Genomic DNA, 15200 nt, shown 5'->3' on the forward strand with positions numbered 1-15200 from the left:
TTTGAGTCACATATTCTTGTGTAACATGGCAAGACAAGTAGTTTTAACTTGCCTGTGCTCCAGCAGCCTAGTTCCCGCAGCCTAAGGCCTAACCTGCGCCGCTGACCACTTTGCCCATTTTAAAGATAGGCATATACATGGCGACTACCAGGCCGCCTATCAGCACCCCCAGTACCACCATGATCACCGGTTCCATCAGGCTGGAGATGGCGGCGACCGCATCGTCCACTTCGCCTTCATAAAAGTCGGCCACTTTGGTCAGCATGGCATCCAGCGAGCCGGATTCTTCACCGATAGCCGTCATCTGGATCACCATATTGGGGAACACATTGGCATTCTGCATGGAAACCGTGAGGCTGGTACCGGTGCTGACTTCACTCTGTATGCGTTTGGTGGCGTCATAGTAGACGCGGTTGCCGGAAGCCCCGGCCACCGAATCCAGCGCTTCTACCAGCGGTACGCCGGCCGCGAACATGGTGGACAATGTGCGGGCGAACCGCGCAATGGTGGCTTTGCGTATCAGCTCGCCAAAAATGGGTAAGCGCAGCATCAGCCTGTCCATGGTGGCTTGCAGCTTTTCAGAGCGCTTCCATGTGTAGAGGAAGAACCAGATGCCAAAGCCCAGCGTGCCAAAGATCGCCCACCAGAAGCGTACGAAAAAGTCGGAAATATTGATCACGACCACGGTAGGCCCGGGCAGGTCGGCACCAAAGCTGCTGAACAGGTCTTTAAACGCCGGCACCACAAAAATCATGATCACGGCGGTGATGACGAATGCCACCACGATGATAGAAGTAGGGTATACCAGGGCAGATTTGATCTTGCTTTTGATGGCCTGGATCTTTTCTTTATAAGTAGCCAGCCGGTCGAGCAAGGCATCCAGGATACCAGCCTGTTCACCGGCCGCGACCAGGTTGCAGAACAGGTTGTCAAAATACAGCGGATATTTGCGGAAGCCCGCGCTCAGGCTGCTCCCTGTCTCGACATCGGCTTTGATATCAGCCAGCAGCTTGGCGACTGCCGGGTTGTGATGGCCTTTGCCTACAATATCAAACGCCTGCAATAAAGGCACACCGGCTTTCATCATGGTGGCCAGCTGGCGGGTGAACAAGGTGATGTCCTTGTCGGTGACCTTGCCTTTGATACGCAGGGAACTCTGCTTTTTGACCTTGATGACGGTGATGCCCTGGCGACGCAGGGTGGCATTGACCACGGCTTCGCCATTGGCACGCATCTCGCCCTTGACCAGTTTGCCTTTGCGGTCTTTACCTTCCCAAAGGAACACGGATTGCTTGATATTTGCAGTTGCCATAATGTTTTCTTAGTGATGATCCATCAAATCGTGCATTATTCGTTGGTGACGGCTTCTACTTCTTCTATGGAAGTCAGGCCCTGCTTCACTTTGAGCAAGCCTGATTCGCGCAAGTCTTTGACGCCTTCGCGTTTGGCCTGTTCGGCAATATCCATGGCATTGCCGCTGGCCATGATGATACGCGCCATCTCTTCACTGACCGGCATCACCTGGTAAATACCTACGCGGCCTTTGTAGCCATTATTACAATGCTCGCAGCCGCCTGCTTTGGCATCATACAACTGCCAGCTGCCATCGAGGTCGGCTTCTTTGAAACCTACGCTCAGCAATGCTTCTTTGGGTACATTTAATGGCACTTTGCAATGCTTGCATAAACGCCTGGCCAGACGTTGTGCTGTAATTAACGTCACCGCCGAGGCGATGTTGAAGGGGGCGACCCCCATATTCACCAGCCGCGACAGGGTGGTGGGCGCGTCATTGGTGTGCAGGGTAGATAACACCATGTGCCCGGTCGAAGCTGCCTTGATCGCCATGTCCGCTGTTTCCAGGTCACGGATCTCGCCTATCATGATGATGTCAGGGTCCTGGCGCAAAAACGATTTGAGCGCTGCGGCAAAAGTCAGGCCTTGTTTGTCGTTGACGTTTACCTGGTTGATGCCCGCCAGCGGGATCTCTGCCGGATCTTCCGCGGTAGAGATATTCACGCCGGGGTCGTTGAGCAGATTGAGACAGGTATACAGCGAAACCGTTTTGCCGGAACCGGTAGGCCCGGTCACCAGTACCAGGCCATAAGGGCGCTGCACCGCCTTGAGCAAGGCTTCTTTTTGCTCAGGCTCATAGCCCAGGGCTTCAATGCCCAGTGTCGCACTGGTCGGGTCCAGGATACGCATCACTATCTTTTCACCATAGATCAGTGGCAAAGTGCTGACGCGGAAATCGATAGAACGGGTTTTAGACAGCAGCAACTTCATGCGGCCATCTTGCGGGATTCTTTTTTCCGAGATATCCAGGTTGGAGATCACCTTGATACGCGAGGCCAGTTTGTCTTTGATCGCCAGCGGCGGTTGCGCCATATCCCTGAGCACACCGTCGATACGGAAACGGATGCGGTAATACTTTTCATAAGGCTCAAAGTGCAGGTCTGATGCGCCCATATTGATGGCATCCATCAGGATCTTCTGCAGGAATTTAACCACAGGCGCGTCGTCCACCTCCTGCATGACTTCGGCTTCCTGCTCCTGGCTGGTATCTTCCAGCCCCAAGTCAAAGTCATCACTGCCGGCATTGAGTGACGCCATGCTGGTGTCTTTGGACTCTACTATCCTGTCTATCCATTTGCCCAGCTTGTCGTCTTCTACCACCAGTGGCGCTAAAGTCGCCCCCATCTGAAACTGTATGGTATCCAGCGCCTGCAGGTTGGTCGGGTCCGAGATCGCAATATAGGCAACATTGCTTTTCTGTTGCAGCAACAACACGCGTTGTGATTGCATCAGCTTGATATCTATAGTCTTGTCCGGTAACGATTCCTGGTCCAGGGCGTCCAGATCAAAGAATGGGAAACCAAAGGCATCAGAAGCCGCCTGCGCGATATGCCGCGACGAGATCTTTTTCTGCGCCAGGATAGCCGCGACAAAACTGATCTTTTGCGTATGTGCTTTTTGCTGCAGCTCGCCAGCCTCATCTTCGCTGATCAGTGCAGACTGCACCAGCGTGCGTGCCATTCCGCCAAGTTTTTGTGTACTGCCAAGCGTTGCCATAGAAAGGTATCTGAGCTCGAGTTAATCCGGATAATGTGTTGATACAACACTACTTTTCTCCTAAGTATAGGGCCTGGCGCCCGTAATCAAATCAGAGAAAAGACGTACTCTCGTGCAGCTTTTATACAAATTTTAATCAGATTTACGTCAATTCGCGAAAAGATGAAAAATTACTCTTGACATTTAAATAATGCTGAATGTATAAAGCCCTTAAGGCGTTTGCGTTCAGGTTTTTTGTAGCCGTCTTTAAGTAAAGCAAAGCTTGTTTATTGCGACTTAAGTACTTGAGACAAACTTTTGGGGCGCCTCCCTGTAAATAAGTAAAAAAAGTAAGGAAGTAAAATGGCAACAGGTACCGTGAAGTGGTTCAACGATTCTAAGGGTTTCGGATTCATTACGCCTGATGATGGCGGCGACGATTTGTTTGCGCACTTTTCTGCAATCGTTGAGTCTGGCTACAAAAGCTTAAAAGAAGGCCAGCGCGTCAGCTTTGATTTGACCGAAGGCCCTAAGGGCAAGCAAGCAAGCAATATCCAAAAAGCATAATGATAGTTTAGGGGCACCAAATGTAAACGGCTCACGCATTGGTGAGCCGTTTTTTGTTATGCCGCTGGTTGATGGCTATGCTTTTAAGGCATGACGCTTATGCTGCCTGCATATGCTTGATGATCTCGTCGCCAAACTCGATAGAGCCGACTTGAGTCGCGCCATCCATCTGGCTGGAGAAATCTCCGGTCACGCGCTTGCTGGCGATCGCCTTGCCCACGCCGCTGATGACCAGGTCAGCTGCTTCTACCCAGCCCATATGGCGTAGCATCATTTCGGCTGACAGGATCAAAGAGCTGGGGTTGGCCAGGTTTTTACCGGCGATCTTGGGCGCCGTGCCATGTGTGGCTTCAAACATGGCGATGGTGTCACTCAGGTTGGCGCCTGGCGCAATGCCAATGCCGCCTACCTGTGCTGCCAATGCATCACTGATATAGTCACCGTTAAGGTTCAATGCTGCCACCACGTCGTGGTCTTCCGGGTGCAACAGGATCTCCTGCAGGAAAGCATCGGCGATACAATCCTTGATCACAATGCCGTTAGGCAGTTTGCACCATGGGCCACCATCTATCAGTTCTGCACCAAATTCTTCTTTAGCCAACTGGTAGCCCCAGTCACGGAAGCCACCTTCGGTGAACTTCATGATGTTGCCTTTGTGGGTGATGGTCACCGATGAACGGTTGTTGTCGATCGCGTACTGGATCGCTTTGCGGATCAGGCGTTTGCTGCCATCGATAGACACCGGTTTGATGCCTATGGAAGACGCTTCCGGGAAACGTATCTTTTTGCGCACACCCATGTCACTGAGGAAATTGATCACTTTCTTGACTTCTTCTGTGCCGGCAGCCCATTCGATACCGGCGTAGATATCTTCAGTGTTTTCGCGGAAGATCACCATATCGGTTTTTTCCGGATGTTTAACCGGGCTAGGCACACCAGTGAAGTACTGGATAGGGCGCAGGCAGACGTATAAGTCCAGTTCCTGGCGCAGAGTCACGTTCAATGAACGGATACCGCCACCGACCGGGGTGGTCAAGGGGCCTTTGATAGAGATCACATATTCTTTCAGCACAGCCATGGTCTCATCTGATAACCAGGTGTCCTTGCCGTAAACATTGGTCGATTTTTCACCGGCATAGACTTCCATCCATGAAATCTTGCGCTTGCCGCCGTAGGCTTTTTCCACGGCGGTATCGACTACTTTAATCATCGCTGGTGTGATGTCCAGGCCGATACCGTCACCTTCGATGAAAGGGATGATAGGCTGGTCGGGAACATTTAGGGTATTATCGGCATTCACGATGATTTTGCTGCCAGTCGCTGGCACCTTGATTTTTGACATAGCGCTTTCCATGTTGTTACTGTTTAACAAACCTTTTAACGTCGTCTGCCAGTTCACTCCTCACGAGAAACATGCGACGCTCAAAGACTATATTCCGATTCCCAACGTATATGCGGCCGGGCGGCTGGATACCGATTCTGAAGGATTGCTCATTTTAACCGATGACGGTGCTTTGCAACATCGTTTAAGTCATCCCAAACACAAAGAAATCAAAACCTACTGGGTTCAGGTTGAAGGTGCACCTACACAAGCAGATTTGATGCCATTGCAGCAGGGTGTTGATTTAGGTGACTTTGTGACGCAGCCGGCGCAGGTCAGAATCATGGCTGAACCTGCCCATTTGTGGCAGCGTGATCCGCCTATCCGTGAACGAAAAACTATCCCCACCACCTGGCTGGAGCTTAAAATAAGCGAAGGCAAGAACCGCCAGGTGCGCAGAATGACGGCGCATATAGGCTTTCCGACCCTGCGGCTGGTACGTTATGCCATAGGGCCATACAATCTGGACGGAATCTTGCTTGGTGAATATAAAGCCGTTTAGTTTTAGCCGATATAGTCACAAGTAAAGGAAGCGAAAAGGGTCAGTATGAAACCGGTGGTTGTTTTCAGGCACGCCTGCTGCGAAGGTGCAGGTTATTTAGGCACTTTTTTAGCGCAGCATGCTATTCCGTGGTGCGAAGTGCGCATCGATAAGGGTGAAGCTGTGCCTACCTCAGTCGAGGCCTATAGCGGCATTGTACTTATGGGCGGGCCTATGAGTGTCAATGATGATCTGCCTTGGATACCACCGCTGCTGAGTCTGATCCGCCAGTCCGTAGCCAAGGATGTGCCTTTGTTAGGCCATTGCCTGGGTGGTCAGCTCATCAGCAAGGCGCTGGGCGGCACCGTCACTAAAAACCCGGTCAAGGAGATAGGCTGGGGTGAGGTGTCGGTACTCGATAGCCAGCTGGCGAAAGAATGGTTTGGCGAGCTGTCAGGCTTTAACAGTTTTCACTGGCATGGCGAGACCTTTACCGTGCCGGAAGGCGCGACCCGCGTGCTGGCCAGCCCCTATTGCGAAAACCAGGCTTACGCTTTTGGCAAGCATATAGGCTTTCAATGCCATATAGAGATGATGCCGGAAATGGTCAGGATGTGGACGGATAAATGGCAAGCGGATATCGCAGAGTCAGCGTCCAGCCCGGCTGTGCAGTCTGCTGAAACTATGCTGGCAGAAGTCGAAGCCGGTTGCGATCGCCTGCATAGCGTGGCCGACAAAGTTTATAGCCGCTGGATACAGGGCCTGGTACACAGCTAAAACTTTACTGGTCTGGCGTATCGTCTGCTGTCGCAGATGATGCTGTGGCAGCAGACTGCTGTTCCAGCTTGTGCATGGCATAGCGGCGCTGTTTGAATCTGTTGTACTGCCATAAATATTGTGCCGGGCATTGCGCGATCTGCCGCTCTATCGCCTGGTTGAGCAGGGCCGGGGTGTGTATATCGTCTACCCGGGTCAGGTGTATGTTAAAGCCTTTGCCGCCTGCCAACCGTTCACCAAAAGCCATCACCACTACCGCATCAGACTTGCTGGCCAGTTTGCTGGCCAAACCCATGGTATACGCCGGTTTGTTAAAGAAATCCGCCCATACCCCTTCACCGCTGCGCGGGATCTGGTCCGGCAGTATTCCCACCGCCTGCCCGGCTTTGAGTGCCTGCAACAACTTTCTGACCCCGCTGGCATTGGCTGGCGCCATGCTTACTTTGCCTTTTTGCCGTCCACTCACCACCAGGTCGCTCAGTGCCTGCAGTTTGGGCGGGCGGTAAAGCACGGTGATAGGGTGGTGGGCGCCATAATAAACCGAAGTGATCTCAAAACAGCCCATATGCGGCGTGAGAAAGATCAGGCCTTTGCCCTCGCGCTGCGCCTGGGTGACCGCCTCCCAGCCATGTACTTCATGGATCAGCGGCAGCAGCTTACCCCCGCTTTGCCCCCAGATAAAAAAAGTTTCCAGCAAGGCTTTGCCGGCTTCTATGCGGCTGCGCTTCATCAACTGTCTGGCCTGGTCGTGGTTCTCTGTCAGGCCGCTTTGCTCTATGTTGCTCTGTGCGATGCGGTTACTTTTGCCATCCAGCCAGTATGACAGCGTGCCTAAGCCGGCGCCCAGTCTATGCACCCAGCGCAATGGCAGGCAGGCGATACATTTGCAAAAGTAAAACAGCATCAGTGATAGCTCACAGGCAAAATTCAAAGTGGTGACTATGTTAACAAACTCTGGCGCGCTAGCCGTCACTGGCGGCCAAGTTTTTATGACTTGGCTTATGTCTTGCGCTATTGCGGCATGCATAGCGCGTGCTTTGCAGTAAAATAGCCTATTATCCTGAAACGACACTGTGCATGCACCTTCCGCCAACCACCAGCCAGCCCTACACCTCTCATGCTGATAGTCAGGTTGCAGCCTGCCCGGTGGTCGCTGATGATGCGGTGCTGCTGTCTAATGGCACGTCTTTAACGCAATTGCAGCTACACCGTATGTTGCCTGGCCGGCGCTGGGTGTTCAGTGCGCAATGGCAGGGCCAGGCCGTGTTCGCCAAGGTGTTTATCGGTGCCCAGGCTGAAAAGTATGCACAGCGCGATGCGCAGGGCGCACTGTGGCTGGCCGCCGCCGGGCTGACTGCACCGGCCTTGTTATGGCAGGGCCAGTCGCAAAACAGGCCGGAGCAAAGCGGTCAGGCACAAGTATTGATTTATGCGGCTATCCCCCAGGCCGACAATGTGCAGCAGGTCTATGCGCAAAGCGATGCAGGGCAACGCGCCGAGCTGATAGCAAGCGTGGTGCGTGTGCTGGCGCAGCAGCATGCGGCGGGCCTGGTGCAGACTGACCTGCACCTGAAAAACTTTATGCTGGCGCATGGGCAGGTTTGGTCTATCGACGGCGATGGCATACGCAAAAAAACCTTATCCAGGCGCGCGGCCTATCAGCAGCTGTCTGCACTGATAGGCAAACTGGCTGTGCTTGAGCAGCAGGCATGGGTGGGGTCATTGCTGGCGGCCTACCAGCAGGTGCGGCACTGGCCCGCTGATATAGACTCCGGGCAGATCCTGGCCTGGGCCGCACGCGACAAAGCAGCAGCTGTACGCGAATATGTAGAGCGCAAGATCTTCCGCAACTGCAGCGATGTCGTCTGGCAGCAAAAATCTGACTTTGTATTGGCGCGCAACGCCCATGTGGCGTTAGCCGATTTAAGCCCTGAATCACTGGAAACGGCCATGCAGGCCGGCAAGCTGCTCAAGGACGGCAATACCAGCACCGTGGTGCGCAGCCGGCTAATGCAGCTGGATATGAAGACCCAGCTGGATGTAGTGACGCAGTTGGATGTGGTGATCAAACGCTACAATATCAAGCACCTGCTGCATGCACTGGGCCGCAGCTGGCGGCCAAGCCGGGCGGCACATTCATGGTCTAACGCGCACCGGTTGCAGTATTATGGTTTTTTAACGCCACAACCGCTGGCCATGCTGGAAAAACGTTTTTTCGGTCTGCGTGGTGAGGCTTATTTTGTGTCTGCCGTCAGCGCATGGCCAGATGCACTGACGTTTTTCCAAACCGTGCAAGACCATGCCTTGCGCACAGAAGCGCTCAGGCAATTGGCGCTGACCTGCTACCAGTTCTACCTGTTGCAGATCTCGCATGGTGACCTCAAAGCCAGTAACCTGCAGCTGGATGCGCAAGGCCGGGTCATCGTGATGGATCTGGATAGCTTGCAGCAGCACCGCTGTGCCAGACGCGCCTTGCGTGCGCATGTGAAGGATATCCGCCGCCTGCTGCAAAATTGGAAAGACGATACTTCCCTGTATAATGCGCTGTTGCAGAGTTTTCAGGCGGTGTATGTGGACCGCACACCGTTAACACTGGCAGGCATTTCTATTTAATTCTACTGAAGAGTCACTGAATGATTGTATTAGGGTTATCCGGCGCATTGGGGCACGATGCTTCTGCGGCTATTCTGGTCGATGGCAAAATCATTGCCGCGGCTGAAGAAGAGCGTTTTATACGCGACAAGCACGCCAAAAATCACTGGCCGTACGAGGCCGCCAAGTTCTGCCTGCAGCAGGCAGGCGTGACGCCGGAACAAGTGGATATCGTCGCTTTCCCGTATGGGGAGATCTCGCTGGCTTCCCCTGCGCGCTGGCATTACGCCAAACGTTACTGGTATGCACCAGACCGTGCGCTGGATGCGATCTTTAACGGTAACCGCCGTTTCAGGCGCAACCGTGACAAATCGCTGAAGCTGATGCAGGACCTGGGCTTGAGCAAGGCGAAATTCGTGCCGGTAGAGCACCATCTGGCGCATGCTTCCAGCGCTTATCACCTGAGTGGTTTTAAAGAAAAAACCGCCATCGTCGGCATTGATGGCAAAGGCGAATACGCCACCACTTTCTTTGGCTATGGCGAGAACGGCAAGATCCACAAGATCAAGGAATTCTATGACCCGGATTCGCTGGGCGGCCTGTATGGCGCGATCACCGAGTACCTGGGCTTTGAAATGCTGGACGGCGAATTCAAGGTCATGGGCATGGCGCCTTATGGCGATGCCAAAAAATATGATTTAAGCCGCCTGGCCAAGTTTGAAAATGGCGAGCTGGTCATCAATACTGAATATGTCAACGTGGTCGGCTTGCGCCGCTACAAAGAGGGCGGCAAAGGCTTTTATTTCACGCCCAAGCTGATCGAATGGTTAGGCCCCAAGCGCTCCGGTGACGAGATCGATGATCCGTATATCCATTACGCTGCCAGCGTACAGCAACTGCTGGAAGACCTGGCGCTGCAAATGATAGAGTATTACCTGGGCGATATCATACGTGAGACCGGCAAGATCGTGATGGCCGGCGGCGTGGCGCTCAATGTGAAACTCAACCAGCGCATCATCTCCCTGCCGCATGTCAAAGAATTGTTCGTGCAGCCAGCGGCCGGCGATAACGGTACCAGTCTGGGTGCCGCTACTTACGCTGCCCACCAGGCTGGCGAAAACATACATAAGATGGAACATGCTTACCTGGGGCCTGCCTTCAGCAATGAAGAATGCATAGCCGCCTGTGAAGCTCACCCGGAAAAACCCGTATTCACCCGCGTGGAAAATGGCCCGCAAAAAGCGGCCGAGTTATTGGCAGCGGGCAATCCACTGGCCTGGTTCCAGGGGCGTATGGAGTTTGGCCCGCGTTCATTAGGCTGTCGCAGTATCCTGGGCGACCCCAGCTTTCCTGGCGTGGCTGACCGTATCAACGCGCAGATCAAATACCGCGAGCGCTGGCGGCCATTTTGCCCCAGCATGCTGGACCGCGTGGCAAAAGATATTCTGCAGACGGATCATCCGGCGCCTTATATGACCTTTACCTTTGACGTCAACCCGGCCTGGAAATCACGTATTCCGGAAGTGGTGCATGAAGATGGCACCGCACGCGCACAAGTCGTTACTAAAGAAACTAATCCGCGGTATTACGCCTTGATTGAACATCTGGAAACACTGCGTGGCAATGGGGTGGTACTCAACACCTCGCTCAACCGCCGTGGCGAGCCTATGATCTGCAGCCCGACTGACGCATTGAATATGTTTTATGGCTGTGACCTGGAGTACCTGATGCTGGAAGATGTGCTGGTGACGAAAAGTTAAGTCCTGATATAGCCTAATTCTGATTTAAGTGTTTGGAATCATTCAAAAAAATAGAGTTAGCCCCTCTTTTGCGTTTGACTGATTCCAGTAGTTTAGCGATAATCGGGAATAGAGTTCAGTCTGGACTCCAATACAATAAGTTCCTAAACTGTGATTGAAGTAAGTCATAGCAGTTCATCAGGATAGTTCAGTAGTTAAAACACAGTTGAGCGATAGTCAATGAAACAATCTCACATTGAAGTAACAGAACGCATCATCGAGCGCAGTCGACCGACCCGCAAGGCTTATTTGCAGCGCATTGATGATTATCTCAACCGTGAAAAAGGTCCGGACCGCCTGGGCTGTGCCAACGTGGCGCATGCATTCGCGGCCATGCCACAAAACGATAAATTCAAGATTTACGCTGAAAAACCGGCCCATATCGGCATAGTCACCGCTTACAACGAAATGTTGTCCGCGCACCAACCTTATGTGAATTATCCGGAGATCATCCGTGATGAAGCGCGTAAACACGGCGCAACGGTGCAGGTCGCTGGCGGCGTGCCGGCCATGTGTGATGGCATCACCCAGGGTGAGCCTGGCATGGAGCTGAGCCTGTTCAGCCGCGATACCATCGCCATGAGTACCGCCGTGGCCTTGTCGCACGATGTATTCGATGCCTCCCTGTTATTGGGCGTCTGTGACAAGATCGTGCCGGGCTTGCTGATAGGTGCCTTGCATTTCGGCCATCTGCCGTGCGTATTCGTGCCTGCCGGTCCTATGAGCACCGGCATTGATAACACCTCCAAATCAAAAGTGCGTGAGCAGTATGCACAAGGCCTGGTTGGCCGTGAAGAACTGCTGGCCAGTGAGTCTGCCGCTTATCATGGCGCTGGTACCTGTACCTTTTACGGTACCGCCAACAGCAACCAGATGTTGCTGGAAGCGATGGGCCTGCATGTGCCTGGCGCGGCCTTTATCCATCCGCATGACGGCATGCGTGAAGACCTGACCCGCGAAGCGGTGCGCATGGTGTTGCAAAACACCCAGAAAAACAGATTCGTACCTATCGGCCGCCTGGTCGATGAGCACGTGATCGTCAACGCCATGGTGGCTTTACTGGCCACCGGCGGTTCGACTAACCATTTGATACACTGGGTAGCGGTTGCGCGTGCGGCCGGTATCGTCATCGACTGGACCGATTTCCACTACCTGGCCAGATCGACACCATTGCTGGCCAGCGTTTACCCTAACGGTAAAGCCGACGTCAACGAATTCCAGGAAGCCGGTGGCCCTGGCTTTGTGATCCGCGAGCTGATCGAAGGCGGTTATATGTATCCGGATGTTTACACCGTCAGTGGCGGTGGCATGCGTGATTACGGTAAAAAGCCGGAAAAACAGGCTGACAAGCTGGTGTGGAAAGACTACCCGGCTGAGAGTGGCGATGAAACCATAGTGCGTACCGCAGCGCACCCGTTCAATGAGTCCGGTGGTCTGCGTCTGCTCAAAGGCAACCTGGGCCGCAGTGTGATCAAGATCTCTGCCGTGCCGGAAGACAGACATATCATAGAAGCGCCAGCCATCGTGTTTGACGCACAGGAAGAACTGCTGGCCGCGTTTGACCGTGGTGAGCTGGAAAAAGACTTTATTGCCGTGGTGCGCTTCCAGGGCCCTAAAGCCAACGGTATGCCCGAGTTGCATAAACTGACGCCACCGCTGGCGGTGCTGCAGAACAAAGGTTTCCGCGTGGCTATCGTCACCGATGGCCGTATGAGTGGTGCTTCCGGCAAGATCCCGGCAGCGATTCATTTGAGCCCTGAAGCCAGTGCCGGCGGCCCTATCGCCAAGATCCGCAGTGGTGACATCATTCGTTTGAATGGTACGGTAGGCCAGTTGAATGTGCTGGTAGATGAAGACACCTGGGCTGAGCGCGAGACTGAAGAGTTGAGCGATGCCAAGCGTCACCATAATGCGCACGGCCTGGGTAGGGAGTTGTTTGGCGGCATGCGCAGGAATGTACTATCGGCCGAAGAGGGCGCTATCACCTGGCTGTAATTAAAACTTCGTCGCAATACGTCGTTGCAGTCGCTTGCCGTATTTATGATACTGTCTTCGCTCCTGCGCCTAGTCTTGCTTAGAACTTTTAATTACAGGTTGTAAATTAAAATGGCGTCGCAATACGGCGTTGCAGGGCGCTTGCCGTACTAATCGTACTGTCTGCGCTACTGCGCCTTGTCTTGCTTAGCCATTTGAATTTACAAGGCATATAAAATTTATTTTTAGAATTCAATCGTTAATTAGGTAAATATTTAAACATGAGCACATTAGATTTAGCGAACCACGGCCCGGTCATTCCGGTGATTGTCATCAACAAGGTAGAAGACGCTGTGCCTATGGCAGAAGCGCTGCTGGCAGGTGGTGTGAAGGTGCTGGAAGTGACTCTGCGTTCACCAGTCGCCCTGCAAGCCATGGAGCAGATTGCCAAGCATGTGCCTGATGCTATCCTGGGTTCAGGCACTGTGCGCAACCTGAAAGATGCACAAGCTTCTAAAGATGTCGGTTGCCAGTTCGCCGTCAGCCCTGGTTACACCAGTGAGCTGGGTCAGTTTGCGCGTAAGATAGGCCTGCCATTGCTGCCAGGTGTGTCTACCGGTTCTGAGATCATGATGGCGAATGCCGATGATTATTACTTCTTAAAACTGTTCCCGGCGGTGGCTGTGGGCGGTATCAACCTGCTTAAAGGCTTTGCCGGCCCGTTTGCCGATGTGAAGTTCTGCCCTACCGGTGGCGTGAGTGTAGAAAGTGCACCTCAGTTTTTGGCCTTGCCTAACGTAGTGGTGTGTGGCGGTACCTGGTTGACGCCTAACGACGCGGTTGAACGTAAAGACTGGGCACATATCACCAAGCTGGCAAAAGAAGCTTCAGCGATTGTTGCTGCCAAATAATTCAGACTGCGCAATTGTCGTCACAATTAAGTTCGTCACAATTAAGGTAAATCAAATCCGCTATAATCAAGGCTTGTAGTCATACAGGCCTTTTTTATTGCCCTCCGCTTATGTCCCAGTCCCTGAATCTAGAAAAATACAAAACCATAGTCCTCGATTGCGATGGCGTGGTGCTCAACAGCAACCAGACCAAAGTGGATGCTTATTACAATACTTCCAAACGTACCGGCGGTACCGATGAGCAGGCACAGGCTTTTGTCGATTACCACATCAAGCTGGGCAGCATCCCGCGCAATGACAAGATCCGTTATTACATCAGCGACATCCTCAAGCAGCCTTACAGCGAGGAACTGTTTCAGACCCTGATGGATACTTTCACCGAGATCCTGGATGAGACGCTGATGCAGTGTGAGGTCGCGCCCGAGCTAGAGCACCTCAAGCAAAGGACTGCGCACGCCAAATGGATGATGATGTCCGGCGGTGACCAGGCAGAGTTACGCAAGATTTTCCCACGCCGAGGGCTGGACCACCTGTTTGAACTGGGCATATACGGTGGGCCAACCAAAAAGAATGAACATCTGGCAAAGATGATTGCAGATGGCACGATACAGTTCCCGGCATTGTTCATAGGCGACAGCCGTTTTGATCACCAGGCCTCTACCGGCGCCGGGCTGGACTTTGTGTTTGTCTCGGACTGGACTGATATGCCGGACTGGCAAAGCTATTGCAAACAACATCAGGTGACCGTGAGCCACCATCTTGAACTGCAACCCTATACTGACTTTTAGGCCACTGCCTGCGCCTTTGAGTGAACAATGACATTTACCCTATAATGCCGGCCATGACGACAGACCACAAGCAAGTCACCATACTGGTGCCCAACTATAAAACGCCAGAGATCACCAAGATCTGCATGCGCCTGCTGCGTAAGTACACTGATTTCAGCCAGGTTGAAGTCATCGCCATTGATAACAACTCCCAGGATGCATCGCTGGATTATTTGCGTTCATTACCGTGGCTGACATTGATAGAGCGCCAGCCCGCACCCGATGATACGGTGCCGCTTTCGCACTCGCGGGCGCTGGACCTGGCCTTAGCCAGAGTCACCACACCCTATGTACTGTCTATCCATACTGATACTTTTGTGAAACGCGCGGACTGGTTGCAGATGTTATTGCAGCCGTTCAAAGATAATCCCAAGCTGGCCGGTGTAGGCTCGTGGAAACTGGAATCCAAGACCACGTTGCAGCGCTGGGGCATACGCTTTGAGCAATCCTGGAAAAAAGCCTTGCACCAATGGTTCGGTTACCGCGGCTATAACCCTAACCGGCTGGATGAAAGTAAATATTACTTGCGCAGCCACTGTGCCATGTACCGCACCGATATCATACGTGCACTGAACACCTGCTTTTCGGATCAGAACCAGACTGCAGGCATGGCCATGCACCAGAAAATGGTCGCCGCCGGCTATGAGATGCGCTTTCTCGACTCGGTGCAATTAGGCCAGTTTGTAGATCATCTCAACCATGCCACGCTGATTTTCAACCCGCAACTGGGCACCAGCGAAAAGAACATGCGCGAGGGTGCCAAGCGCATCAATGCCAAATTGCGTGGCATAGATGGCGAAGCCATACTTACAGACAGCGGCCTGGATAAATAACGAGATCGGT

Annotated in this window: 13 protein-coding genes; 9 read left to right on the forward strand and 4 right to left on the reverse strand. The window is 53.1% G+C overall.

Features of this window, described 5'->3' with window-relative positions; all coding sequences use genetic code 11:
• Nucleotides 1–88 precede the first annotated feature (88 nt).
• On the reverse strand, nucleotides 89–1312 hold the full coding sequence (locus tag ACFQ1Z_RS01000; RefSeq protein ID WP_379054745.1) for a type II secretion system F family protein: 1224 nt from the start codon (nucleotides 1310–1312) through the stop codon (nucleotides 89–91).
• Between the two features lie 35 nt (nucleotides 1313–1347).
• On the reverse strand, nucleotides 1348–3069 hold the full coding sequence (gene pilB / locus ACFQ1Z_RS01005; protein ID WP_379054747.1) for a type IV-A pilus assembly ATPase PilB: 1722 nt from the start codon (nucleotides 3067–3069) through the stop codon (nucleotides 1348–1350).
• A gap of 342 nt (nucleotides 3070–3411) precedes the next feature.
• Between pilB and ACFQ1Z_RS01010 the strand changes: the two genes are divergently transcribed.
• A complete protein-coding gene (locus ACFQ1Z_RS01010; protein WP_015831543.1) occupies nucleotides 3412–3615 on the forward strand; it encodes a cold-shock protein in 204 nt (67 codons plus the stop codon).
• A gap of 97 nt (nucleotides 3616–3712) precedes the next feature.
• Here ACFQ1Z_RS01010 and icd read toward each other — a convergent pair whose 3' ends face one another.
• A complete protein-coding gene (gene icd, locus ACFQ1Z_RS01015; protein ID WP_379054749.1) occupies nucleotides 3713–4957 on the reverse strand; it encodes an NADP-dependent isocitrate dehydrogenase in 1245 nt (414 codons plus the stop codon).
• A 10-nt stretch (nucleotides 4958–4967) separates the two neighbouring features.
• Here icd and ACFQ1Z_RS01020 point away from each other — a divergent pair, with 10 nt between their 5' ends.
• Nucleotides 4968–5498 (forward strand): pseudouridine synthase, encoded by a 531-nt coding sequence (locus ACFQ1Z_RS01020; RefSeq protein ID WP_379054751.1) that lies wholly within the window; start codon nucleotides 4968–4970, stop codon nucleotides 5496–5498.
• A gap of 45 nt (nucleotides 5499–5543) precedes the next feature.
• The gene (locus ACFQ1Z_RS01025) at nucleotides 5544–6254 is read left to right on the forward strand and encodes a type 1 glutamine amidotransferase (protein WP_379054753.1); all 711 of its coding nucleotides are present in this window, start codon (nucleotides 5544–5546) and stop codon (nucleotides 6252–6254) included.
• Nucleotides 6255–6258: 4 nt separating this feature from the next.
• On the opposite strand, the gene ACFQ1Z_RS01030 is transcribed toward ACFQ1Z_RS01025, so the two are convergent.
• Nucleotides 6259–7158, reverse strand: coding sequence for a lysophospholipid acyltransferase family protein (locus tag ACFQ1Z_RS01030; protein WP_379054755.1), 900 nt, complete (start codon nucleotides 7156–7158; stop codon nucleotides 6259–6261).
• Between the two features lie 173 nt (nucleotides 7159–7331).
• Here ACFQ1Z_RS01030 and ACFQ1Z_RS01035 point away from each other — a divergent pair, with 173 nt between their 5' ends.
• From ACFQ1Z_RS01035 to ACFQ1Z_RS01060, 6 genes are all read left to right on the forward strand, one after another.
• Nucleotides 7332–8867, forward strand: a complete 1536-nt coding sequence (locus ACFQ1Z_RS01035; protein ID WP_379054757.1) for a lipopolysaccharide kinase InaA family protein — start codon at nucleotides 7332–7334, stop codon at nucleotides 8865–8867.
• A gap of 20 nt (nucleotides 8868–8887) precedes the next feature.
• Nucleotides 8888–10606, forward strand: coding sequence for a carbamoyltransferase family protein (locus ACFQ1Z_RS01040; protein WP_379054759.1), 1719 nt, complete (start codon nucleotides 8888–8890; stop codon nucleotides 10604–10606).
• A 219-nt stretch (nucleotides 10607–10825) separates the two neighbouring features.
• On the forward strand, nucleotides 10826–12640 hold the full coding sequence (gene edd, locus ACFQ1Z_RS01045; protein WP_379054761.1) for a phosphogluconate dehydratase: 1815 nt from the start codon (nucleotides 10826–10828) through the stop codon (nucleotides 12638–12640).
• Between the two features lie 260 nt (nucleotides 12641–12900).
• Nucleotides 12901–13530 (forward strand): bifunctional 4-hydroxy-2-oxoglutarate aldolase/2-dehydro-3-deoxy-phosphogluconate aldolase, encoded by a 630-nt coding sequence (gene eda, locus ACFQ1Z_RS01050; protein ID WP_055829629.1) that lies wholly within the window; start codon nucleotides 12901–12903, stop codon nucleotides 13528–13530.
• A gap of 110 nt (nucleotides 13531–13640) precedes the next feature.
• The gene (locus ACFQ1Z_RS01055; RefSeq protein ID WP_379054763.1) at nucleotides 13641–14318 is read left to right on the forward strand and encodes an HAD family hydrolase; all 678 of its coding nucleotides are present in this window, start codon (nucleotides 13641–13643) and stop codon (nucleotides 14316–14318) included.
• A 53-nt stretch (nucleotides 14319–14371) separates the two neighbouring features.
• The gene (locus ACFQ1Z_RS01060; RefSeq protein ID WP_379054765.1) at nucleotides 14372–15190 is read left to right on the forward strand and encodes a glycosyltransferase family 2 protein; all 819 of its coding nucleotides are present in this window, start codon (nucleotides 14372–14374) and stop codon (nucleotides 15188–15190) included.
• Nucleotides 15191–15200 lie beyond the last annotated feature (10 nt).

It is taken from the genome of Methylophilus luteus (assembly GCF_042676265.1).
Classification (GTDB): domain Bacteria; phylum Pseudomonadota; class Gammaproteobacteria; order Burkholderiales; family Methylophilaceae; genus Methylophilus; species Methylophilus luteus.

Bases quoted from the DNA above. Each gene is read 5' to 3' on its own strand.
- ACFQ1Z_RS01040 (WP_379054759.1), top strand. From the start codon at position 8,888: ATGATTGTATTAGGGTTATCCGGCGCATTGGGGCACGATGCTTCTGCG.
- eda (WP_055829629.1), top strand. From the start codon at position 12,901: ATGAGCACATTAGATTTAGCGAACCACGGCCCGGTCATTCCGGTGATT.
- icd (WP_379054749.1), bottom strand. From the start codon at position 4,957: ATGTCAAAAATCAAGGTGCCAGCGACTGGCAGCAAAATCATCGTGAAT.
- ACFQ1Z_RS01010 (WP_015831543.1), top strand. From the start codon at position 3,412: ATGGCAACAGGTACCGTGAAGTGGTTCAACGATTCTAAGGGTTTCGGA.
- ACFQ1Z_RS01055 (WP_379054763.1), top strand. From the start codon at position 13,641: ATGTCCCAGTCCCTGAATCTAGAAAAATACAAAACCATAGTCCTCGAT.
- ACFQ1Z_RS01000 (WP_379054745.1), bottom strand. From the start codon at position 1,312: ATGGCAACTGCAAATATCAAGCAATCCGTGTTCCTTTGGGAAGGTAAA.
- ACFQ1Z_RS01030 (WP_379054755.1), bottom strand. From the start codon at position 7,158: ATGCTGTTTTACTTTTGCAAATGTATCGCCTGCCTGCCATTGCGCTGG.
- ACFQ1Z_RS01035 (WP_379054757.1), top strand. From the start codon at position 7,332: ATGCACCTTCCGCCAACCACCAGCCAGCCCTACACCTCTCATGCTGAT.
- pilB (WP_379054747.1), bottom strand. From the start codon at position 3,069: ATGGCAACGCTTGGCAGTACACAAAAACTTGGCGGAATGGCACGCACG.
- ACFQ1Z_RS01020 (WP_379054751.1), top strand. From the start codon at position 4,968: ATGTTGTTACTGTTTAACAAACCTTTTAACGTCGTCTGCCAGTTCACT.
- ACFQ1Z_RS01060 (WP_379054765.1), top strand. From the start codon at position 14,372: ATGACGACAGACCACAAGCAAGTCACCATACTGGTGCCCAACTATAAA.
- ACFQ1Z_RS01025 (WP_379054753.1), top strand. From the start codon at position 5,544: ATGAAACCGGTGGTTGTTTTCAGGCACGCCTGCTGCGAAGGTGCAGGT.
- edd (WP_379054761.1), top strand. From the start codon at position 10,826: ATGAAACAATCTCACATTGAAGTAACAGAACGCATCATCGAGCGCAGT.